Here is a 23,422-nt window from a genome sequence, read left to right as displayed (position 1 = left end):
GTCAGAGTATGGCTATTGCGCCTTGAACTTGGTTTTATCCAACTGATGTTTTTTTAGTTTGTCGTACAAGGTTTTGCGTGATACCTGTAATTCTAGTTGAACCTCTTTGAGTCTGCCTCGGTGTCTTTGTAGTGCATCGAATAATAAGCAATATTCAAAGTATTCTGTGCGCTGAGTCATACTCTGAATTTCGATACTTTTTTCACTGTTCCAATCTTCCATTCGGAAGGTATCTGGCTTGAGCGCGCGAAGTTCTGCAAATTGGCGCAGCTGCTTAATATTTTCTGGCCATTCTAAATCGGTCAGATGTTTGACTTCTTCTAAGCTAATGTGTGGCGGTTGAAGCTGATAACGGCTCGCTGCGTGGCGTACAAAGTGCTTATATAAAGGTCCAATGTCTTCTTTTCTTTCATCGAGTGTCGGCAAGTGAATTAGACTAGCCAGGGCTTTGATAGACGGATCAACTTGGGTTGTTGCACCAAAAACACGCTCAAGTTTCGGGTGGTTAAATAAGCATTGCCATTGTTCATATGACACATGCTCAGCACTATGTAAGTACAAGCTGCAATGGCTTTTTCCTTCAATCAAGCGATGTATGGCTTTATCGAGAGCTTCTAATGAAAGCTCATAGAGATCCTCACCAGAAGCGGCGATTAACTCGCTGTCTGGCGTTGCATGTATGTCGTGGGCAAATTGTGCGGCGAGCCGGCGACCTGTGCCATCTTGACCAACAAAAATGATCGGCTGGTTCGTTGGTGCGCTGATCAAAGCGCGACGAATGCTCACCATGGCTTTACTGTGACCAATCATTTTCGGACCAACATGAGTTTGCATGTCGAGCTCTTTTTTAAGCCAGATGTTTTCCTGCAATAGATTCAACTTATCGCCAGCATTATTGAGCGACTTCATCAGTTGTTCTGTTGAAAAAGGCTTTTCGAGAAAGTCGTACGCGCCGCTTTTCATCGCATCTACCGCGGTTTTCACATCTCCATGTCCGGTAAGTACGATAAATTGAAAGTGATCGTTTTTACTTCGCAACGTTCGCATGAACTCCAATCCATCCATCACGGGCATATGGATATCGGTGATGATGATCGCTGGCGTATTTGGGTCGATAACGCGTAAGGCTTCCACGGCGTTTGGTAAGCAGGTGACGTCTATCCCTTCAATAAGTAGTGCTTGAGATACGGCATCACGAATATGTGGTTCATCATCAACAAAGAAAACGGGATTATTCATGGTTGTTTTCCACTTCTGGGTTGCGTTGGTTTTGGATAGCGATTGGCAGCGTTACGATAAAGGTCATGCCTCCTGCTTGTTGTTCCGTGTTCTGATGTTTATAAGCACTGAGTGAGCCGTGATAGCTTTCTAAAATGCGTTTGGAGATGGTCAAACCTAATCCTAAGCCCTCTGGCTTAGTCGTAAAAAATGGGTCAAAGACTTTTGCTAGGGCTTCGTCCGACATGCCGGGCCCGTTGTCGGAAACAAGAATGTCACAGTTGTCATCATGACACTGAACGGCAATAGATATTTGCGGATCAATGCAGTAGTTTTCCATCGCTTGTGCAGCATTATGGAAGAGATTGATCAGAACTTGCTCTAACTCAACGCTGTGAATTGCTAGCTTCACATTATAATCGATAGCTGGGACTTTTAATGTCACCCCTTGTTTAATGAGTTTGTTGCTCAAAATGCTGGTGGCAGTATGTACTGCGTCATGCAGTACCGCGATTTCATTGTGTGAATCGTGCGTGGCTTTCCGAGTAAAGACTTTTAAGCGTGCGATCACTTCCGAAATGGTGTCATTGAGTGTCAGCATTTTGCCCAAATTGTCGGCGACCATTGGGTATTTTTCCATTGCCAACAAACGCTGTGAGTTTTCGGTATAGGTTCTTAGTGCGGAAAGTGGCTGATTTATCTCATGATTAATACTGGCAGACAGCTCGCCCAATAGTGCCAATTTCGCGGCTTGAGTCAATTCTTGTTGTGTTTGTTTAAGCTCTTGTTGGCTTTGCTCATATTGGCGGATGGTCTGCTGTAGCTTTTGGTTGGCTTCACTCAGCACTAGTGTCCGTTGCACTACTTTTTCTTCTAGGCTCACATTAAGGTCGGCTAGGCGAGCCTTGTTCACGAGTGTTTGGAACCACGCCAACGCAATCAGCGCAATGAGCGCATATAGAATCAGAAAGACGACATCAGCCTGTAACACGGCGGCAAGGACGGTGTTGTGGTTTATCAAGGCCACGACGCGAAATCCTTTATCCAATACATGTGTCGCGTATGCGAGGTAATTGGGTGAGAGGAGCAATTGATTATCAGCAAACTCGCTGACGCCACTTTGCGCGGTAAGCTCACCAAAATACTCTGGTAAGGTATCGCCATACTGACGCGTTTCGGTAAGCTCGTTTATCGCACTCGGTGACAGCGGGAAAAGTGCACGATAGCGCCAGTTAGGCAAATTGCTCATAAACACGACATTGTGTTTATCCGTGATGAGTACGTCCGTCGTGGTTTGCGAAAGACGCTGTTCTAACTGCTCCAAATTCACTTTTACCGTGATCACGCCAACGACCTCATCATTTACCCAAAGCGGAGATGAGAAGAAGTACCCACGTTTATTTGAACGAACGCCTAACCCGACATATTGAGCAGGTTCACCGCGTCGCGCATTTTTAAAATAGGGACGATAGCTAAAGCTGGAACCAACAAACGTATCCTCTTGCTGAAAGTTACTTGAGGCAATGACCAACCCTGTGCGGTCATGAACGTAAATCGTATCGGCCAAACTTTGTTTCAACCAATCTGCTAACAATAGGTTGAGCTCGTGAGAGGGCGCTCCGCGTTCTACTGCTTTGAGTAATCTCGGATCGTGACTTAATAGGTTTGGTATCTGTTCAAACTTTGCCAGCTCGTAGTCGACTTCTTGCGACACTTGCGCTGCTTGTCTCTCTAGCTTTTGTTGCCACTGATCATGTTGGTATTGAGTTGCGTAATGATGAGTAAGCGCGAGCCCTGAAATGCCAACGGCACACAGTAGCAATAGAAAATGGCGTAGGGCTTTAGGGTTGAGTAAGTTCACGATCGCTCACTGGTTTTTTGTGTCATGGTATCAAATGACACACTGTGATGCTGTGAGCGGCAACGATAACAAGCACAATGATGTCCTTGTATTTCCTCAGTATCGGGAGCACAATCGACAAAAACGAGTGAAGGAGTAAAGATGGAACTTGCTGATATTCGTCGTGAGTACACCAAAGGTGGGCTACGTCGTAAAGATTTGAAAGCTGATCCTATTGATCAATTTAATCTGTGGCTAGAGCAAGCAGTTGAAGCGGGTTTAACGGATCCGACTGCGATGACAGTTGCAACGGTTGATGAAAATGGCATGCCGTTTCAACGCATTGTTCTATTAAAAAACGTCGACAAAAATGGCTTTGTATTTTACACCAACCTAGGCAGTCGCAAGGCCCAGCAGCTTGAGCATAACAGCAATATTAGTTTGCACTTCCCTTGGCATCCGTTAGAGCGCCAGGTTCATATTACTGGTGTGGCGGAAAAGCTCACCGCCGTAGAAAATATGAAATACTTTACTTCTCGTCCAAAAGAGAGCCAATTAGCCGCAATCGCGAGCAAGCAAAGTAGCCGTATTTCTGCTCGAGGCGTATTAGAAGGTAAGTTTTTAGAGCTAAAACAGAAATTTGCTAAGGGTGAAATACCGGTTCCAACCTTCTGGGGTGGCTTTCGCGTAAAACCACAGAGTATTGAGTTTTGGCAGGGTGGTGAACACCGTCTTCATGATCGTTTTCTTTTCTCCCAACATGATGGAAGTTGGGACATTGACCGTCTTGCGCCATAAACTCTCGTGCCTCATGAATAAACAAACACCGCCCACTTGGGCGGTGTTTTTGTAGGTGGAAAGTGGCGCGAATTATCGCTCTCCATTCAACACTACCGATAATTGATGCTTAAGCAGAGTTTTGGGTACAACAGAGCCGTAGCCAGCTTCCATTGCTTTATCTATTAGTTCGTTCTTGCTGTTCGCTGCAAACTTATTACGTAAGCGTGCGACGTGACCTTCAACGGTTTTTGTTGATATACCCATGACCTGAGAGATGAATTGTGGCTTCTTGCCGTAGAGCAAGAGGAAAAGCGTTTCTTGCTCGCGACATGTGAGCTTCTCTGGTTTTGGCTGTAAGTCAGAGAAACGAAAGATGGATTGCTGATTAGGGTTGGTGCTGATTGCACGACAAACCCAATACCCGACTTCAATCACGGCGGTGTCGGTGAGTTCTCTTCCGTAGAAAATGGTCCCTACGATGTTACCATTGTCATCTCGCCACGGTGTTTTAGTAAAGATATGCGCTCGCCAGCGGCCATCTGGATAAGGGTGGATATCAAGAATTTTGAGTGACTCACCAGTTTCGATAACGTGTTTATCTTGGCGTTGAAATTCTTGTGCACATTCAGTGGTTGGGCTTGCCATCTCAAAATCAGTTTTACCGACGCACTCCTCGGGCGACGTGTGTCCCAACAGTTCTGCGTATTCCTGATTTACGTAGCGGAATACCGAATCTTTATCTTTGCATCCCCAACAACCTGGTAGCTGTTTAAGGAGGGATTGTTCTATGGTATCGACTGAAATATTCACAAAAGGACTCACTACATACTGCTTTTACCAATACAGAGACGTTTGTGTTGCGTTGTTAATATTGACATTGCCAAGTAGGCAGTCACGTTGCTAGAACACGTTCGTTGATTGGCGCTCAATCCAATTAAGTTCATGGTGTTCGATATTTTCGTCACACAGCGACAAACAACAACGAAATTGAACGAAGAATTTAATTGGGAAAATGGTCTGTTTCATTACAGATATGTGCGCTCACGGATGTCCGCCTGATGTTCGGCTTACAACTCGTATCGTCCTTGATCATGCTTCCTACAACTCAGTTGTAATTTAGTTGGCGTTCATATCACTCATCGAGAGGGAGAACGGCGCCTAAGTCATATGAGAGGGACAGTGAGACGAAAGCTATAATATCAGCTTATGCCATTGTTTTCATTGTTGAGAAGCGAAAAAAAAGCCAGCCTGAAGACGGGCTGGCAACACAAGATATAATCTTGTCGACGTGTAGAAGAGGTTCTAAATTACCTAGCGAGGGTCTGCTAAGTAAGTTAGAGGTATCAATGAGATACCGAGAGCTTTAGATCGTATGCATCTTAAAGCTCGAGGACTAATGTATTGAATCAGAAGCATATTAGTAAGGGGGGAAATCCCTCTATGTTGATTTCAAGAGGTGGCTTTGATCTGTTTATGAGGCGATTTATCTATTTTGAACCGCAGTGTTCTACCAAATAACGGATTGTTCGGTAACAAGGATCTTTATATCTATTGGTTATGTATACGTAAGGTGCTTCTATCTATCCGTTTTTGTTAATAAAATTGGTTGCTCATTGACCGTAAGTTAACCTCGCATGATCATCGTTCCGGAACTATGATCATGTAAACGAACTTGATCATGCTGTTTTGATCTTGTGCGATTGAGTTGGGGAAAAGTTGCAACCCAACAAGGAAGGTATATGATGCCAAGACGTAAGCTGACCGTGTAAAGACGACTGTTTAAAATGAGTGATTCAGATAACCCCAAAGCCCTGCCATATCAAGAGATTATGCTGCCTAAGCCAGCAGAACTGATCACACTTCCGTCTTATATGGATTGCCATGATCATTCTTACACACAGATCGTGATTGGTTTAAAAGGACAAGCCGAATTTGAAGTGCGTGGACGAGGTAATCTTGTCGGTCCTGGCCAAGGTTGTGTGGTAACCGCATGCTCTGATCATGCTTTCGGTGGCGTTATTAACCAATCGGATATTTTGGTGTTGAATATGCCAAAACCGACAAATGATGATCCTGAAATGCTGCAGAAAATCAATAATCTGGAGAGAGACCATGTCTACTTTCAGTTAGACGGTCAAATTCAGAAGCTGATACAGATGTTGGTTCAGGAAATGCGAAACCATCCGGATGATCTGCTGTTAAGTCGTGCGTGCAACGACACTGTGATTGCACTGATGCAGCGCCATATCTCGGCATTTGAGACTAGCCGAAAAGAGTCACGCTTTGATTTGGAGGCGATTGATCGCTACATCGAGCAGCACCTTAGCCATAAAATCAGTGTGGCTCAGTTAGCGGGACGAGTGTTTCTTGGGGAAAGTCAGTTCCATTGCTTGTTTAAGGAGCAGATGGGGATTACACCTCATCAATATGTTCTCGGAAAGCGTATCGACATGGCTCGTGAATTAATCGAGCAAGGCCACCTTTCTTTAGGGCAAATTGCCGAATTTACTGGTTTCTCAAGCCAGAGTACGTTTACTCATACTTTTACTCGCTTACAGGGAATCTCGCCATCCCGTTATAAAAAACAAGTTGGATAACAACGCGTATTTTTAGGTCAAATTAGCAGCAATCAGAATAAAACCATGCAATATGCATGGTTTTTTTGTGTTTTATTCACGTGACCTATCTCTCGTTTTGTTAAATTCTCTTTCCTTTGGTGTGACTGATATGCCACTTGATCCTACATTTTCTCTTAGAACGAGCGCTTCACAAAAATCTTATTGATATTCCTGACATTTTGTTGTGAATGCAATGAAAAAATTAAAATTTACAACACAAAATATTACCTATTTGAATGTGACTATGTGGATGTTTTGTTATAAAAGCGAGTTTTTGGCAAAAATGTCGTAGTTTTTGACAAGTATTCTTATCGGCCTCAAAATACACTGCCAGCCATTGATAATCCTCGAAGCGGTTTTCGAGGAGTGAGATTGAGGAACACACATGTTTACAGCTACGAACGTGTTGACACCGGAATTTATCGGGCAGCCGCTTGATAAGTTGTGGTCACTGATCTCGCCATTATATATGGTGGACGAGTCTCAATGGCTAGAGCAACTATTGCCACTAGCGACGCCGACAGAGGATGAAAAATCGGCGATCACTACCCAAACGACCCAACTTATCGAAGCCATTCGTGCCGATAAGAAGTCAATCCAGATGATAGATGCTCTATTGTTGGAATACAGCTTAGATACTCAAGAAGGTATCTTGCTGATGTGTCTTGCAGAAGCATTAATGCGCATCCCAGATGCCGCGACAGCAGATTCTTTGATTAAAGATAAGTTGAGCGTCGCAGACTGGAAATCTCACCTGAAAAACTCTGACTCTGTGTTTGTTAACGCATCAACATGGGGCCTCATGCTAACAGGTAAAGTGGTTGGTCTTGGTGAGCAAGGCACCCAGAGCCCAGGTCAGGCTGTAAACCGTCTGGTAAATAAATTCTCTGAGCCTGTGATTCGTAAAGCCATGTATCAGGCAATGAAGATCATGGGTCACCAGTTTGTTCGTGGTCGTACGATCGAAGAAGCGCAAAAGAATGGTCGCCCAATGCGCGACAAAGGTTTCACCTACTCATTTGATATGTTGGGTGAGGCGGCGTTAACTACAGCGGACGCGAACAAGTACTTCAAAGATTACCTAATGGCGATCGAAGCGGTAGGTCGAGAGACTTACGGCAATGACACCAGTCCTGCGCCTTCGATTTCCATCAAGCTTTCTGCATTACACCCGCGCTACGAAGTCGCAAATGAAGAACGTGTAATGACAGAGTTGTATGACTCACTAATGCAGCTATTGAAACGTGCAATTGAAGTCGACGTTGCAATCACAATCGATGCAGAAGAAGCGGATCGCCTTGAGCTTTCTCTGAAGCTATTTGAGAAAGTGTACCGTAGCGATCTTGTGAAAGGTTGGGGCAAGTTTGGTTTGGTTATTCAAGCCTACTCAAAACGTGCTCTACCAGTCTTGGTGTGGCTAAACGCACTCGCAAAAGAGCAGGGTGACCTTATTCCGCTGCGTTTGGTTAAAGGCGCGTACTGGGACAGCGAAATCAAGTGGTCTCAACAAGCAGGTTACGCTAATTACCCGGTATACACTCGCAAAGAAGCGACGGACGTTGCGTACCTAGCTTGTGCTCGTTTCCTACTTAGCGAAGGTGTTCGCGGTAATATCTACCCGCAATTTGCAAGCCACAATGCCCACACGGTGACGGCAATCGCCGTTATGGCTGAGCACAAAGAGTACGAGTTCCAGCGTCTACATGGTATGGGTGATTCACTGTATAACCATGTTATGGAAATGTATGGTCAGCCAGTACGTATTTACGCTCCTGTCGGTAGCCATGCTGATCTTCTTCCGTACTTGGTTCGTCGTCTGCTGGAAAATGGCGCAAACAGCTCGTTTGTACACCGTCTGGTTGATGCGCGTTGTCCGATTTACGAGTTGACTCATCACCCTGTTGATGTGTTGACGGGTTTTGACACGCTACACAACGACAAGATCCCATTACCTGCCGACATCTTCCCTGAGCGTAAGAACTCATACGGCGTCAACATTGATATCGACAGTGAGGCGAAGCCATTTGAAGCGCAAGTAGAAAGCTTCATGGACAATCAGTGGGTTGCAGGCCCGATGATCAATGGTGAGCGTTTTGCCGAAAGCATGATCAAGGAAAATGCGGCTGAGATCATCACCGCACCGTACGATCGCCGAATTGAAGTCGGCAAGGTGGCATTTGCAACTCTTGATCATGTTTCCGCTGCAATTGATGCGGCGCAAACTGCTTTCTCTGATTGGAAAGGTGTTCCTGTTGAGCAAAAAGCGGCTTGTTTAGAAAAGCTTGCTGACTTAATGGAAGAAAATCTGGCTGAGCTGGTGGCGATTTGTCACAAAGAAGCGGGCAAGACGATTCACGATAGTATTGATGAAGTTCGTGAAGCAGTGGATTTCTGTCGTTATTACGCGAAACAAGCGCAAAACCTACAGCCATTTGAGCTAGAGGGTTTCGATGGTGTGAAACGCATTTCTAGCCGTGAAGGTCTTGGTGTGTTTGTGTGTATCAGCCCTTGGAACTTCCCGCTGGCTATCTTCCTTGGTCAGGTAACGGCAGCACTGATTGCGGGTAACACAGTGGTTGCCAAGCCTGCTGAGCAAACAAGCCTAATTGCCGCTCGCGCTATTGAATTAATGCTTGATGCGGGTTTCCCTGCTGGTGTGATTCAGTTACTTACTGGTCGCGGCGCTGAGATTGGTCATGCACTGACTTCTCATGATGCCATTGCTGGTGTGGCATTCACTGGTTCAACGGCAACTGCGCAACGCATTAACGTCACGCTTGCGGAGCGCAGCGCGAAACCGGTTCCGTTTATTGCGGAAACAGGTGGTCAAAACGCAATGATCGTGGACAGTACTGCATTGCCAGAGCAGGTGGTGCGTGATGTGATTCGTTCAGCGTTTGCATCTGCCGGTCAGCGTTGTTCTGCCCTTCGTGTTCTATTTGTACAAGAAGATGTTGCAGACCGTATGATCAACCTGATTCAAGGTGCGATGAATGAACTGCATGTTGGTTTACCTTACCTACACAAAACAGATGTTGGTCCGGTTATCGACAGCAACGCAAAACAAAAACTCCTTGCTCACCTTGAGCAAATGAGCAAAACACAGACTAAAGTCGCTCAGCTACAGCTGGATGAATCGTGCCAGCATGGTGACTTTGTCTCACCAAGTGCGTTTGAAATCTCGGGCATCGATGTGCTGAAAGAAGAACAATTTGGTCCAATCTTGCACATTGTTCGCTTTAAAGCCTCTGAATTACCGAACGTGGTTGCGCAGATCAACAAGACGGGTTTTGGCTTGACGATGGGTATCCATAGCCGTAACGAAACCACGTACCGTTGGATTGAGAAACACGCTCGAGTGGGTAACTGCTACATCAACCGAGACCAAGTTGGTGCTGTGGTTGGCGTACAGCCGTTTGGTGGTCAAGGCTTGTCGGGTACTGGCCCGAAAGCTGGTGGTCCACACTACCTATTCCGCTTTACTCAACATCTTCTTGCTCAAGCAGAAAACGCATAAGGAGTCGCATTATGGTTCATCAGATCACCTATTTTAAAGATGCATTCTCTGCGTGGGAGCAGTGGAATCTGACTGATTTTGATTACAAATGCGAGCATGTTCTGGCATTTAAATCTGCATTAGAAGGGCAGCAGTCTACCGTTGCCAAAGTGGTTTCTTACCACTTGCAACAAGCATCAACTCTTCTTGCAGAAACTCACCAGTTAGTTGGCCCTACAGGGGAAACTAACGAACTGTATGCCGCAGGACGCGGTGTGGCTTTGGTGATTTGTGAAAACAACATCGAGCCTGCTGATAATGCGTTATACAGTGCTTTTGCGATGATCACCTGTGCCTTAATTGCAGGCAACAGTGTGGTCGTTTGCAGTGACAATGCAGAGCTAAACCAACTGGTTAAGCAAGCTGTAGCGTTGGCAAACTTCCCATCTAACTTAGTCCAGGTTGTTGCGTACGATGCGTCTGCCCCGTTGCTTGAGAGCGATGTACGTAGTGTGGGTTATGTTGGGCGTTCACAGGTTGAGCATGCGCTCAATCTTCAACTAGCTAAGCGTGACGGTGCAATCGTCGGCTTAGTTTCTGAAACGGATTTAGAGTCACCGAAATTGGCTCATGATCCTCATCTCTCGTTGCGCTTCATTACCGAGCGCACTCGAACGATAAATATTACCGCGGTGGGTGGTAACGCGACTCTACTCGAGTTGGGGAACGAAACTCACTAACCTGACTTGTGATACCAATCTGGAGTAACTGGACTGAGAGCCGGTCCAGATTGGTTTCTTATACTCTGATGTATTGCTGAGACGGTAAAATATCAGGGCAGGCAAGGAAGGAAATAATTATAACGAGGACTATCTAATGATAGAAAATAGCTTTGCTATCACGTCCACTTTTGTGGCGTATTTACTGATTATGGTTGCTATTGGCGTTTACGCGTATAAGAGGACTTCCAATTCATCTGATTACTTCCTAGGTGGCCGTAGCCTAGGTCCGTGGCCTGCTGCATTATCTGCAGGTGCTTCAGATATGAGTGGCTGGTTGCTGCTAGGCTTGCCTGGCTATGCGTACGCTGCGGGTATCGAGGCCTTCTGGTTAGCCGGCGGTCTACTTCTTGGTACATGGGCAAACTGGCTCATCAGTGCAAAACGCCTACGCACCTACAGTATCCAAACTGACGCGTTAACGTTGCCAGAGTTCCTGTCACGTCGCTTCAACGATAAGTCGAAACTGATCCAGACAATCTCTGCGTTTTTCATTCTTCTATTTTTCCTTTTCTACACCAGCTCAGGTTTGGTCGCAGGGGGCAAACTGTTTGAGACGGTATTCGGTCTAGATTACACCTACGCTGTTATCATCGGTACGGTGTGTGTCGTTTCTTACACACTATTCGGTGGTTTCCTAGCGGTATCTTGGACTGACTTAGTGCAAGGTCTGCTAATGGCGGCTGCGCTAATGATTGTTCCTATAGCGGTAATGGACGGTGGTTTAGGTCAGCTAAGTTCTGATCTACATGACATCAACCCAGAACTTGCAACGCTATGGAATGACGCGAAAGGCGAACCATTGTCTGCGATTGCCATTATCTCTCTAGCGGCGTGGGGCCTTGGTTACTTTGGTCAGCCACACATCCTAGCGCGTTTTAAAGCGTCTCGTTCAAACAAAGATCTAACGACTGCACGTCGTATCGCAGTGATTTGGACGGCACTATCTATGGTTGGTGCAATGCTTGTTGGTCTTGTTGGTCTGGTTTGGGTTACGGGTCATCCGGGTACTCAACTAGAAGACGGCGAGAAGATCTTCATGCTATTGGTTAACGCAGTATTCCACCCTGTCGTTGCGGGTATGTTGTTAGCAGCAATCCTAGCTGCGGTAATGAGTACCGCTGACTCACAGCTCCTTGTTTCATCTTCGGCGCTTGCAGAAGATTTCTACAAGCAAGTATTCAAGCCAGAAGCGTCTTCTGAAGAAATCGTAATGATTGGTCGTATAGGTGTTATCGTTATTTCGCTTGTTGCGCTATTCCTAGCGATGACGCCTGATAGCTCAGTACTTGGTCTTGTATCTTACGCTTGGGCTGGTTTTGGTGCGGCATTTGGTCCTGCGGTTGTACTTAGCCTTTACTGGAGCGGTATGAACCGTAACGGCGCACTAGCAGGTATCCTTGTTGGTGGTATCACTATCGTAGTTTGGAAGCAGCTAACTGGCGGTTGGTTTGATGTATATGAAATCGTACCGGGCATCATCTTCTCTACGCTTGCTATCGTTGTTATCAGCAAAGCGACAGGCGGTGCAGCGCAAGACGTATTAGACCAACATCAATCGTACGAGAAGAAACTAGTTGAACTAGACTAATTACTTCCTTTACGAACACAAAGCCCGCTTATACAGCGGGCTTTGTTTTATCTGAATTTAATAAACGTTAATGGTGATTGCTTGAGGCCAGATTTTCACGTCGCTTTATTCTTTGTGAGTGTGTTAGTCACGACGAACTTTGGCGTAAATGACGGTGTTACTCAGCTCGCCAGAAGACGCACGCCGAGCATTGTGTAGCTCACCTTCAAACTCATACCCACAGCGCTCAGCAACCGCACGACTTTTGCGGTTGTTCGCATCGGCTAAAATCGCGATTCTTTTCGCGTCCAACGCTTCGAATGCATAGTTTTCAATCGCCGCTACCGCCTCAGAGATATAACCGTAGCCTACCGCGCGATCATCAAGCCAATAGCCAATCTCAAATGCCGGTATCTCTTGATCATGGATCATTAACCCAATGGCGCCGAGTAAACGATCGCTTTCCTTGTCGATTAGGTAGTAGCGCAACTCTTCTTCGAAGTTTTCAAAGTTTGCGATAGCTTTCTCTGTCCCTGCAATCATCGCTTCTAAAGTGAGCACGTGAGGTACCCATGGCAGGTAAACTTCAAGCGTTCTTTGGCTACGAACAACGGCCTGATGTGCTTCTTCTGCACGTTCCAAGCAAGCTGGGATGAGCTTTAAACGTTTGGTTTCCATGTCGAATCTCCTAGGCTTTTATACTCCAATCGTCTCGTAATGCAGGATTCAGAGCGTTATCACTAAAAATCATTTAAACAGAAACACTTAGAGACATCTAGCCTTTGCAAGAACATTATTCACTTGGTTTGTAAGGGAGAAGCTGAGAGAATTGAGGCGTTATAAACATAAAATGGTTTAATATGAAACTTCTAGTAAGAAACTTAGCTCGTGAGACGACAGAGCAAGACATCCGTACTCTGTTCTCAAACTACGGCAAAGTTGAGCTTTGCACCGTCGTGCTTGATCAAGAGACGGGTTTATCAAAAGGGTTTGGTTTTGTGATCATGCCGGATGAAGCCGAAGCCGTTGCGGCGTTGGAGGCACTAAACCTGTCTTCAGTACATAAGAGCAAGATTCGTGTGAAAGTCGCACAAGACTAGTATTTTTGCCTTTCAAGGTGAAAGATAAAACCAGCTGAGAGGCTGGTTTTTTAGTGCCTTAATTTTGAGAGGTTGCTACGGTTACTTGAGGCGAAAATATTTGCTGGTATACGCAGACTTCTCGTTCTTTTCCCTGCATTTTGATGATGTGATTGTCGATATACGTCATGCCCAACTTTTGAATGACTGATTGGGATTGTCTGTTTTCGACCAAGTGCATCGCTTTTAGGCCCGATAACTCAAAATGTGGTCTGGCAAACTGAATTAAAGCCATTGACGCTTCTTGAGCAAACCCATTCCCCCAATAATCGACGCCAAGCCAATACCCTAATGTGCCGACTCCCTCCGAGATGTTTAGCAGACTAACAGCACCAATTAACGCTTCGTCTTGACGTTGAGTAATGGCATATATGACCCCACTACGTTGGTGATATACGCCAACATGGCTCTTAATCCAAACTTGTGCCATCGGCTCTTCATAGGGATGAGGAATATTTGCCGTCATATCTGCAATGCTCTTGTCTCCTGCGAGTCGTGCGACTGTTGCGCTGTCTGTCGGATGAAATGGTCGAAGAATAAGCCTTTGTGTCGTGAGCGTTGGTTGAAGCGTCATCGTGCGTCCTTGAGATGAGTCAGTATCGTGGAAATTGCAGATTCACACTGTAAATCAGGCATGTTTAAACAACCAAGTAATGCCTGAATCGAAAATGTGAGTGAAAGCCATATTTAAAACGCCATAAAATTGATCATTGCAGATTGAAATAGCGAGTAGCAACAATTGCTTATGTGTGATGTGTCGTATTATTACACACATAAGCGCGTTCGTTCATAATAATGGTACAAAAGTTGAGGTCTGACCAATGTCTCAATTTTTTGATACTTTCGTCCAATTTTTTGAAGATAGGACACAAAAAATTAAAGGGGCTTTTTTATTGTGGAATTATTTTGAACAAAATATGTCAATTGTCAGTAGTACTGAAAAACAGGGAGAAGAGAAATGCCGGATATATATTGCGCAGCTTGTAGAAAATCAACGCAACATAAAGTGATCATGAAGCGTTGCGAGCCACAGCCCGTTGATTCGTTGACAGGTAAAGTGGTGAGTTTTACACAGCTGATGGCGAAATTTGTATCAGGTGAACACTACTACGAGATGGAACCACAATACTACTGCCGATGCTGTAATCATCGTGCAATTGGAGAAGTGATTCCTCATCCTACCAGGCATACGTCGGCAGCTCTCTAATTCAGAGCGATAGCTATGATTAATAGCTAAACAGGGCGGCTTGCTTGCCCCGCACGCCAGATCTATAAAGGCGTATCACACGCTTTCAAATTTGCGACTCTACGGGAGCCGCTAGATTACTTTTGTTCTTCATACTCGGTTATGGAGAGAGCGGCAGTAATCGCAGCCCTTTCCTTCCTTAGTTATTTTCGAATTATTCTCTGCTGAATTTCACATGCTGTGCATTTGATGGTTTGCAATTGTTTAAGCAACGATTAATGTGATGCTTCCTGAGTGGTTACAAGGATGTGGTTAATGAGTTACCAATTGGACCGGATTGATTTACACATTTTGAGAGTGCTTCATTCAAGAGGCAGAATTCCAGTTGTTGAACTCGCAAAGCAGATCAACTTAACGACCTCGCCGTGTTCTGACCGCGTGAAGCGGCTAGAAAAAGAGGGGTATATCAATGGCTACCATGCTGAGCTGAATGCGGAAAAATTAGGGTTGGATGTGCAAGTATTCATCCATATTCGCTTAGACCAAACCAGTTTTTCCATTTTTGAAAAGTTTGCGAAAGCCGTCGAATTGATGCCGGAAATTGAAGAGTGTTATTCGCTCTCTGGGGACTTCGATACCATGATAAAGGTTCGTGTTAAGAGTATGAAAGCGTATCAGGAGTTTATGTCGAGTAAGTTAGGCACGCTTCCGGGCGTGATCCAGACTCGTAGTGAAGTGGTAATTGAAGAACATAAAACAGGATTTGGCGTGAACCCGGAGCTCCTTGGTTAGGCGAGGCTGATGTCTATGACTGCAGCGCTTATGCGTTGAGCATATTATTTAACGTGACTTGGCGTATTACTTTTTCAAGATCAAAAAAGGAGCCGAAGCTCCTTTTTGATAAATCGGTGAGCGACTATGCGCCGATAAAGGTGCTGATAACACCAATTAAACCGCCAAAAACACCGCCCCAAACGACTAGCCAGCCAAGGTGTTCTTTAATCATTTTTTGCACCATTTCTTTGACCAGTGCGGGTGTTAACTCGCTCAAGCGCTGATCAATGATGCCTTCAATGTTTTGCTTGATCTCATCCATCATAGCAGGAGATTCGAACTGCTCTTTCAGTGCTTCTTTGATGTTATCGCTCTTGCTCAACTCAATAATGGATTCTTGCATCTTTTCGACGAAAGGCTGCCGCATAGGTTGTAATGCCTCCGCGCCGCCAAACATTGCTAGCATGCCGCCAAATTGAGAGCCTTCGATCACTTCTACCAAAGAGTCAAACGCTGGGTTTAAATCCACTTTCTCAATCACAGGTTGAAGATCGATGTTTACACCGCCCGCCATTTCTTTGTTCAAGAATCGATCGATGTTCGCTTCGGTAAAGAACTGCTCCATCATCAAGTTTTTGATAGCCAGTTTAAACTCTTCAAATCGCGCGGGGATCACGCCAGAACCGTATAATCCAGGCACTTTTTCAAACAGCATGTGGATGGCAAGCCAGTTAGTGATGGCGCCTGAGAACGCAAACAACCCCGCATACCAAAGGTAGTCGTTTTGTAATTGATGACCTCCAGCCATCAAAGCGATAGCGAGGACATTCGTTAGCAAACTTTTGTTCATAGTGACCAGTTATATGTGAATATCGGAATAAATAAGTGGGCCTGATTCTATACCTAAGTCACATTGAGATGCTAGGTTTTGCCGTGATGAGTGACCGTGTTGCGAAGGGATAAAAGTGGATGTGCAGAAAAACAAAACCCGACAATTACTGTCGGGCCACTGCTTTTTCTTAGAAAAACTAAGATTCTATTTTTAATTTTAGATGCGGTAGATCTTACAACAAAGTTGGCATTTCCATCTTTCTGAGTAGCCGAATAGCTTGTCAGCCCAACTTGGTTTGAGTTGTACGATCTGCATTGAACCACATTTACACATAAGCTAATTACCTTATTGTTAATCTAATAACTAAGCCATCTATTGAGTATAGCTGTTTCTCAAAAAGTGAAATGACAAATGAAGACGGCTCAAAACTCTGTATTGTGTTCATTGCAATGGATACGCAACGAGGCGGTATATTAGCAGAAAAAATGTGAGCTTTATCATGGAGGGTGTTTCATATATGAGAAACTGTAATGGCTATATGAGTATAGGATTATCAATAAAAATGAAAAACGACGCTTCATGCGCCGTTTTTACTGGGTTTCTCGCTAATTAAGAAACGTGTTGATTTTCTAACTCTTCAGCGATAAATCCGCCAGTTTGATGCGCCCAAAGCTGGGCATAAATACCGTTGTTCGCGATGAGCTCTTGGTGAGAACCTTGTTCAACAATACTGCCTTTATCTAGCACGATGAGGCGATCCATTTGTGCGATGGTCGACAATCGGTGCGCAATCGCAATAACGGTTTTTCCTTGCATTAACTCATTCAAGCTTTCCTGAATCGCTGCTTCGACTTCTGAATCCAGAGCCGATGTTGCTTCATCCAGTACCAACAATGGTGCATCTTTGAGTAGCACACGAGATATTGCGATACGCTGACGCTGGCCGCCAGATAGTTTTACTCCGCGCTCACCAACTTGCGCATCGTATCCGACGTTGCCAAATGGGTCGGTCAGTGTTTCGATAAACTCATGGGCATGCGCTTGCTTAGTGGCTTTCAGCAAATCTTCTTCTGTCGCATCTGGGTTGCCATACAAAATATTGTCGCGAATAGAGCGGTGCAGCAGAGAAGTATCTTGGGTCACCATACCGATCTTTGAACGCAAAGAGTCTTGTGTGACTTCAGAGATGTTCTGTCCATCGATCTTAATGCTGCCGTCTTCGACATCGTGGAAACGAAGTAACAAGTTGACCAGAGTTGATTTTCCGGCGCCGGAGCGCCCAACCAAGCCGACTTTCTCTCCTGGTTTGATGTTGAGATCGAGGTGGCTAATCACGCCTTTGTTCTCACCGTAATGGAAGCTGACGTTATCAAAGTGAATGCCACCTTCAGTGACAACTAAGTCTTTTGCGTCTGGTTTATCTTTAATATCAATTGGCTTAGAGAGCGTTTTCATTCCATCGACTACGGTTCCCATATTTTCAAAGAGGGCGCCAACTTCCCACATGATCCACATCGACATACCATTTACGCGTAATGCAAGGCTAACAGCAATCGCAATCGCGCCAACGCTGATGGCACTATCCAACCACAGGTAAATCGATAAAGCAGCAACGGAAAACACCAAAATATAGTTTGAGATCTCTACAGCAACGTCAAAGCCGGTCACTAGGCGCATTTGACGATAGACCGTATTCAAAAATCCCTTCATGCCTTGCTCAGCATATTGGGTTTCGCGCTGGCTATGAGAAAACAGTTTGACCGTCTGAATATTGGTATAGCTGTCGACGATGCGTCCTGTCATTGTCGAACGAGCATCGGCCTGCGCTGAAGCGACGTCTTTGAGCTTAGGGACAAAATAGATTTGGATAGCGATGTAAGCGAGCAGCCAGACGATCATTGGGATCATCAAACGCCAGTCTGCTGTCGCTAACATGATGATCATACTGGTGAAGTAAACCGTAACATAAACAAACACATCCATAGCTTTCATGACGGTTTCGCGCACAGCTAGTGACGTTTGCATGACTTTAGTTGCAACTCGGCCTGCAAAATCATCTTGATAGAAGTTTAAGCTTTGATTGAGCAAATACCGGTGTGCAAGCCAGCGGATAGACATTGGATAGTTGCCCAATAATGTTTGGTGAACGAGCAACGAATACACGATCACCAAAATGGGCATGACAACCAACAATAAGGTTCCGTAGAAAATTAAATCTGCTTTATTGTCTTGTAAGAACGTTTCTGGATTGCTGGTGGACAACCAATCAACCAATTGTCCCATCGCGCCAAACAACATAACTTCAACGACAGCAACAATCGTGGCCATCAAAGACATGATGATCAAAGGCTTTTCGTAGCCGCGGGTGTAATAACGTAGAAAAGCGAGCATCCCTGAAGGAGGCTGATCCGGTGTGGATTTGGGGAACGGCTCTGTAAAGCCTTCAAATCGTTTAAACATAACTCATCCTAAAGTTAAAACAGTGCCATTTGGGGTGGCTAAATCCATCGATTCACGTAGCTTTGGACGAAGCCGCGTGTATAAGAGTTTTTGGCTGCTCCTCGAGAAAGCAGACGGATTGACGAGAGGGGCGAAAAAATAGTCTAACCGATTGTGTTTTAAATGTAACTAGTTGTTTATGGGTGTGGTTGTCTATGGTTCTGATTCTTATGATGAATTCTTCGCATGTTCATCGCGATGCCATAAAACCTTAAACCTGCATAGTGACAATAAAATTTCGGGAGAAATAAGCTAAGTGCAGTGAAAATTACTTCTAGATAATTAAATTAATTGTGAAAACAGCAAAACTGAAGTTAACAATAAATTTACAATTTCCCCATTCTAGTGATAAGGAATGTATTGGATGCTATTACACGAATCAGTAACCCAATTTGCTAATGGGAAAGAAGAAAGCACGCAAAGTGCTCAGCGCCAAACCGTAAACTGCGTAGTGATGGTGCCACCGAAAGAGTTTCGTTTTAATGAAGAAACCGCACAAGATAATGAGTTCCAACATAAAGTGTCACTCAGCCAAGAAGAAGTCTCGCGTAGAGTGATGGCCGAGTTCGCGAGTATGGTAGCTACGCTGCGTCAAGAGGGCGTTCAAGTTGTTGAGTTTGATTATCCAGCTTCAGATGTTGCGACGCCAGATGCGGTATTTCCAAACAACTGGTTTAGCACTACGCCAGATGGCACGTTGTACACCTTTCCAATGGCCTGTGAAAACCGTCAAAAAGAAGTGCGTCCCGATGCGCTTGTGGCGGCACTAGCGCAAGCTGGGCGAGAAGTTCATCGACGTAGCAGCCTAACTGAATATCTTGATGAGCAAGCGTATTTAGAAAGCACGGGTGTGATGGTCTTTGACCACTTAAATAAAACGGTCTATGCCGCACTCTCACAACGTTGTGATCGTCTGGTTTTAGAAGATTACGCCGATCGTATTGGCTATGAACGAGTGATCTCTTTCCAAACTCGTTTGCCATCTGGTGCGCCTATTTACCATACCAACGTGATGATGGCTGTGGGTGAGCAGTTCTGCGTGATTTGTGACGAAGTGATCCCAGAATTTGAGCGTCGTTTTGTCATGAAGTCTCTCGCTAAAGATAAGCAAGTGATCTCTATTTCGATTGAGCAAATGAACCACTTCTGTGGCAACATTCTTCAGTTGGAAACCATCAATGGAGACAAAGTCATTGCGATGTCGCAATCGGCATACGATGCTTTCTCTCCTGCACAAAGAAATCAACTTGCGACGCACGGTAAATTGCTGCCATTCGACGTTTCTACCATAGAATCTATTGGTGGTGGTTCGGTTCGCTGTATGTTGGGTGAGGTATTTTTGCCTAGTCGACAAGCGGTGTTATAAACAATATTGCGCAGTTTTGCTTGCAAATGCAGGTGACGTTCATTCTCTCCCAAATAATAAAACCTTTAGCCTCGAGGCAGTACGAGGCTAAAGGTTTCACTTTATAGCTTCTTCCTAGGATATTCCGAGCTTAACCCATACTCTCGCGCAAAGACTTGATGTCTTTGGATGGTGGCGCACCAAATAAACGGCTGTATTCACGGCTAAATTGAGAAGGGCTTTCGTAACCCACTTTAAACGTAGTCGCCATGGCATCGAGGTTTTCTGTCAGCATTAAACGCCGAGCTTCGCTGAGTCTTAATTTCTTTTGAAATTGCAGTGGAGTCATGGATGTCATAGAACGAAAGTGGGTATAAAACGCCGATTTACTCATGCCACTGTAGGCGGCTAACTCACTGACACTTAACGGCTTTACGAAATTATTCTTCAACCAATCAATGGCCTTCGCGATTTGATGGCTGTGACTTCCTGCAGTTACGATTTGATTAAGACGAGCGCCCTGTTCGGTGATTAACAGTCGATAAAAAATCTCTCGTTTAATGATCGGCGCTAAAATTTTGATGCTTTGTCCTTCATCCAGCAGCTCTATTAAACGCAGAAAGGCGTCAAGTAATGGCTCCGACAACTCTCCAACCGCTATGCCTTTTTGTGCTTCTTTGCTTTGATTAAACGTCAGCTCACTATCGACAATAAGTTGAGATATTTCAGTCAGATCCAGCTCCATAATCACCCCTAAATAAGGTTTATCTTCACTGGCTTCAATGATATTGGCGATAATCGGCAAGTCGACAGAGGAGATCAAAAAGTGGTTCGCATCGTAAACAAAGCTATCTTCACCCAACAACACGCGCTTTCTCCCTTGAGCAATTAAGCAAATACTTGGGTTGTGGGTGTAGCTTGTCGGTGGTGTTGGGGTTGCCCAGCGACTGAACCTTAATCCTGGAATTTCTGTGTCATATTGGTTCGCGCCATTTGCCCATTTCTCAATGTGCTTGGCAAGCTTTTCTATTGCACTGGCCAGGGTTGACGAAGTGTTTGACGGTACCTCTTGCATAAGTCAGTGCTCTCCTCTGGTTGGCCTCAGGTTCGGTGTTAACGGCATGCGATTTCTGTCTTTGTAGTTAACGCTTCTTCGGAGTCAATTAAGCGACTTGATTAAGCATAGTTATAACAGTTCATTTCTTTAAGTAAAGAATATTGGGCAAGTGTCTATTTCGAGGTTAAGCGATCAGAGAGTGATCTTTCTGGTTGGTTTTTGAGCGGGTCAATTGTCTGTCATGAATTTTATTATTTAATAGTCAAATACTTATGTATAGATGAGTTTTTATTCCGTTTTTTCTAACCGGCCTCAAGTATGGTTGTCTTTTGTATTGGTTTGGAATATTGGGCAAGTATTAGCAAAGAATAGGCTAACGGTCATCTATCAAAGCGCAATACAGTGAACCTATGGTTTGGTGAGTGAATGACCATGCCTTACGTTTGTAGGGTGATGAAAGCACTCAAGAACACTATTTGGAGTCATGATGAATAACAAAAGCAATACTCAAATCCCTGACGTACTGCAAGCCGGTGTATTTCAAGGTCGAGGCATTTTCGAGTTTGGTGAAAAGAATGAAGCGTATGCGGATTACTTTACCGGTACGAGTTATCTGGCGTTGCTCAATCAGCCTGGTCTTATCGTGGCGAACGTAACGTTTGAACCAGGGTGTCGCAATTTTTGGCATATTCATCATGAAGGTGGGCAGATTCTGTTAGCGACAGGAGGGCGAGGTTGGTATCAAGAATTTGGCCAACCAGCAAAAGAGTTGAATGTTGGCGATGTCGTGCATATCGCGCCAGGTACTAAGCATTGGCATGGCGCAGCTAAAGACAGTTGGTTCTCACATGTAGCAATAGAAATACCGGCTGAAGGCGCAAGTAATGAATGGTGCGAACCAGTCTCTGATCAAGAGTACATGCAACTAAAGTAGCCCGAGCAAGTTTTCAGTGAGAAAAGGGAATCTCGATGAGACAAGCATACCGTTTCAATCAGTGGGTGAGATGCGTTTTGGTGAGTAGTGCCTGGATGTTCCCCTGCATTGTAAACGCAGAAGTTAATAGCGCTGGATTGGAGGAAAATATAGTGAAAATTCGTTTTATTTTCGATGATTGCAGTGTTTTAGGCACATTGAAGAGCAGTGCGAGTACAGACGATTTTGTTCGTCAATTGCCTCTAACATTAGATCTACAAGACTACGCAAATACAGAGAAAATTGCTTACTTACCGAATAAGCTAACTCGCGAAGGCGCACCTTCTGGAACTCAATCAAAAGCGGGTGACATCTCTTATTACGCCCCTTGGGGAAATTTAGTTATCTTTTATAAAGACTTTGGTTACGCGTCTGGGTTAATTAAATTAGGTCAAATCGATGATGGGATTCATTGCTTTATTTCGAAAGAAACAAACAGTGTCACGATCGAAAAAGTAAATTAATGACCCAGTTAACAATGTGAATTATTAATGTAGAAATCAGAACGCTAATAAATATATTTCTAGAACTTCTATGGATTAGAACACCGTTACATAATGGAATTTTGATATGAAATCATTAAACAAATCTGTTAAATCAATATTAATATTGGTGCTCACTATGACAACGCTATGCACAACGAATATCGCTTCAGCATCAGAAATATTCAGTGATAAAGAGCGAGCTATTATTCCTATTTCTGCTTTTACTGCGAGTGGTGAAATAGAAAAACTAACACAAAGCCTTAATGATGGGTTAGACGCAGGCCTAACGGTCAACGAGATAAAAGAAGTGCTGGCTCAGTTGTACGCGTATGCTGGATTTCCGCGCAGTTTGAATGGACTAGCAACATTTATGACAGTGTTGGATGAACGTAAAAGCCGAGGTATTACCGATATCTTAGGGCGAGAATCAAGCGCGTTACCTAACGATAAAACCAGCTTAGAATTTGGCGCTGAAAACCAAACACAACTTGTTGGTGCAGAAGTAAAAGGCGCGCTATTCGATTTTTCTCCACAAATTGATGAATACTTAAAAGCACATTTGTTTGGTGATATTTTTGAACGCGATGTGCTCACTTGGAAAGAGCGTGAAATTGCTACGATTGCAGCATTAGCAAATATGAACGGTGTTAATAGCCAATTAGCAGCTCACTATAATATCAGTATGAATAACAATGTTTCTCTTAAAGAGTTAGAGGAATTTATTGTTGTATTAAGTGAGTGCTGTGGTGAAAGCGTGTCTAACAATGCTCAATCGGTCCTAAAAACAGTTTTGGAAAAATAAATATTACTTGGCCAATCATATCAATTAGA

General features: G+C 44.5%; 19 protein-coding genes and 1 pseudogene. 12 read left to right on the top strand and 8 right to left on the bottom strand.

What is annotated here, in order from left to right; all coding sequences use genetic code 11:
* Window positions 1-12: 12 nt before the first annotated feature.
* A complete protein-coding gene (locus CBX98_RS12145; protein ID WP_109169308.1) occupies window positions 13-1,239 on the bottom strand; it encodes a response regulator in 1,227 nt (408 codons plus the stop codon).
* Window positions 1,232-3,105, bottom strand: a pseudogene (locus tag CBX98_RS12140) (ATP-binding protein). Before CBX98_RS12140 ends, CBX98_RS12145 begins: the two are co-directional and overlap by 8 nt.
* A 115-nt stretch (window positions 3,106-3,220) precedes the next feature.
* On the opposite strand from CBX98_RS12140, the gene pdxH reads away from it, so the two are divergent.
* A complete protein-coding gene (gene pdxH / locus CBX98_RS12135) occupies window positions 3,221-3,856 on the top strand; it encodes a pyridoxamine 5'-phosphate oxidase (RefSeq protein WP_005392142.1) in 636 nt (211 codons plus the stop codon).
* 72 nt (window positions 3,857-3,928) lie between these two features.
* On the opposite strand, the gene CBX98_RS12130 is transcribed toward pdxH, so the two are convergent.
* On the bottom strand, window positions 3,929-4,648 hold the full coding sequence (locus CBX98_RS12130) for a helix-turn-helix transcriptional regulator (protein ID WP_005392144.1): 720 nt from the start codon (window positions 4,646-4,648) through the stop codon (window positions 3,929-3,931).
* Between the two features lie 974 nt (window positions 4,649-5,622).
* Between CBX98_RS12130 and CBX98_RS12125 the strand changes: the two genes are divergently transcribed.
* From CBX98_RS12125 to putP, 4 genes are all read left to right on the top strand, one after another.
* Window positions 5,623-6,435 (top strand): AraC family transcriptional regulator, encoded by an 813-nt coding sequence (locus CBX98_RS12125; protein WP_005392148.1) that lies wholly within the window; start codon window positions 5,623-5,625, stop codon window positions 6,433-6,435.
* A 406-nt stretch (window positions 6,436-6,841) separates the two neighbouring features.
* Window positions 6,842-9,973, top strand: a complete 3,132-nt coding sequence (putA, locus tag CBX98_RS12120) for a bifunctional proline dehydrogenase/L-glutamate gamma-semialdehyde dehydrogenase PutA (protein ID WP_006740881.1) — start codon at window positions 6,842-6,844, stop codon at window positions 9,971-9,973.
* Window positions 9,974-9,984: 11 nt separating this feature from the next.
* Complete coding sequence (locus CBX98_RS12115; RefSeq protein WP_006740880.1) at window positions 9,985-10,692, top strand: 1-pyrroline-5-carboxylate dehydrogenase; 708 nt, start codon at window positions 9,985-9,987, stop codon at window positions 10,690-10,692.
* Window positions 10,693-10,828: 136 nt separating this feature from the next.
* Window positions 10,829-12,322, top strand: coding sequence for a sodium/proline symporter PutP (gene putP, locus CBX98_RS12110; protein ID WP_109169306.1), 1,494 nt, complete (start codon window positions 10,829-10,831; stop codon window positions 12,320-12,322).
* A gap of 123 nt (window positions 12,323-12,445) precedes the next feature.
* Here the strand turns inward: putP and CBX98_RS12105 are convergent, their stop codons facing one another.
* Window positions 12,446-12,979, bottom strand: a complete 534-nt coding sequence (locus CBX98_RS12105; protein ID WP_109169305.1) for a GNAT family N-acetyltransferase — start codon at window positions 12,977-12,979, stop codon at window positions 12,446-12,448.
* A gap of 182 nt (window positions 12,980-13,161) precedes the next feature.
* Between CBX98_RS12105 and CBX98_RS12100 the strand changes: the two genes are divergently transcribed.
* A complete protein-coding gene (locus CBX98_RS12100; RefSeq protein WP_005392166.1) occupies window positions 13,162-13,401 on the top strand; it encodes an RNA-binding protein in 240 nt (79 codons plus the stop codon).
* 58 nt (window positions 13,402-13,459) lie between these two features.
* On the opposite strand, the gene CBX98_RS12095 is transcribed toward CBX98_RS12100, so the two are convergent.
* Entirely contained in the window at window positions 13,460-14,014 is a 555-nt protein-coding gene (locus CBX98_RS12095) for a GNAT family N-acetyltransferase (RefSeq protein WP_065645217.1), read from the bottom strand.
* A gap of 384 nt (window positions 14,015-14,398) precedes the next feature.
* On the opposite strand from CBX98_RS12095, the gene CBX98_RS12090 reads away from it, so the two are divergent.
* Window positions 14,399-14,647 carry a hypothetical protein gene (locus CBX98_RS12090; RefSeq protein ID WP_012842405.1) on the top strand — a complete coding sequence of 83 codons (249 nt, stop codon included), beginning with the start codon at window positions 14,399-14,401 and terminating at the stop codon, window positions 14,645-14,647.
* A 294-nt stretch (window positions 14,648-14,941) separates the two neighbouring features.
* Window positions 14,942-15,418, top strand: coding sequence for an Lrp/AsnC ligand binding domain-containing protein (locus tag CBX98_RS12085; protein ID WP_006740877.1), 477 nt, complete (start codon window positions 14,942-14,944; stop codon window positions 15,416-15,418).
* A gap of 124 nt (window positions 15,419-15,542) precedes the next feature.
* Here the strand turns inward: CBX98_RS12085 and CBX98_RS12080 are convergent, their stop codons facing one another.
* Window positions 15,543-16,250 (bottom strand): hypothetical protein, encoded by a 708-nt coding sequence (locus tag CBX98_RS12080; RefSeq protein WP_005392172.1) that lies wholly within the window; start codon window positions 16,248-16,250, stop codon window positions 15,543-15,545.
* A 591-nt stretch (window positions 16,251-16,841) separates the two neighbouring features.
* Complete coding sequence (locus CBX98_RS12075; protein WP_104972120.1) at window positions 16,842-18,692, bottom strand: ABC transporter ATP-binding protein; 1,851 nt, start codon at window positions 18,690-18,692, stop codon at window positions 16,842-16,844.
* Between the two features lie 403 nt (window positions 18,693-19,095).
* Between CBX98_RS12075 and CBX98_RS12070 the strand changes: the two genes are divergently transcribed.
* Window positions 19,096-20,097, top strand: coding sequence for an arginine deiminase-related protein (locus tag CBX98_RS12070; protein WP_109169304.1), 1,002 nt, complete (start codon window positions 19,096-19,098; stop codon window positions 20,095-20,097).
* A gap of 130 nt (window positions 20,098-20,227) precedes the next feature.
* On the opposite strand, the gene CBX98_RS12065 is transcribed toward CBX98_RS12070, so the two are convergent.
* A complete protein-coding gene (locus CBX98_RS12065) occupies window positions 20,228-21,151 on the bottom strand; it encodes an AraC family transcriptional regulator (protein WP_005392187.1) in 924 nt (307 codons plus the stop codon).
* Between the two features lie 466 nt (window positions 21,152-21,617).
* On the opposite strand from CBX98_RS12065, the gene CBX98_RS12060 reads away from it, so the two are divergent.
* The 3 genes from CBX98_RS12060 to CBX98_RS12050 all read left to right on the top strand — a co-directional run bounded on the left by CBX98_RS12060 (window position 21,618) and on the right by CBX98_RS12050 (window position 23,393).
* Window positions 21,618-22,067 (top strand): cupin domain-containing protein, encoded by a 450-nt coding sequence (locus tag CBX98_RS12060; protein ID WP_081442386.1) that lies wholly within the window; start codon window positions 21,618-21,620, stop codon window positions 22,065-22,067.
* A 152-nt stretch (window positions 22,068-22,219) separates the two neighbouring features.
* Complete coding sequence (locus tag CBX98_RS12055) at window positions 22,220-22,570, top strand: cyclophilin-like fold protein (RefSeq protein ID WP_109169303.1); 351 nt, start codon at window positions 22,220-22,222, stop codon at window positions 22,568-22,570.
* A 106-nt stretch (window positions 22,571-22,676) separates the two neighbouring features.
* Window positions 22,677-23,393, top strand: coding sequence for a carboxymuconolactone decarboxylase family protein (locus tag CBX98_RS12050; protein WP_109169302.1), 717 nt, complete (start codon window positions 22,677-22,679; stop codon window positions 23,391-23,393).
* Window positions 23,394-23,422: the final 29 nt, after the last annotated feature.

This window comes from Vibrio sp. T9, assembly GCF_003123985.1.
Lineage (GTDB): Bacteria > Pseudomonadota > Gammaproteobacteria > Enterobacterales > Vibrionaceae > Vibrio > Vibrio diabolicus.
This window is presented reverse-complemented; position numbering and strand designations above follow the sequence as displayed.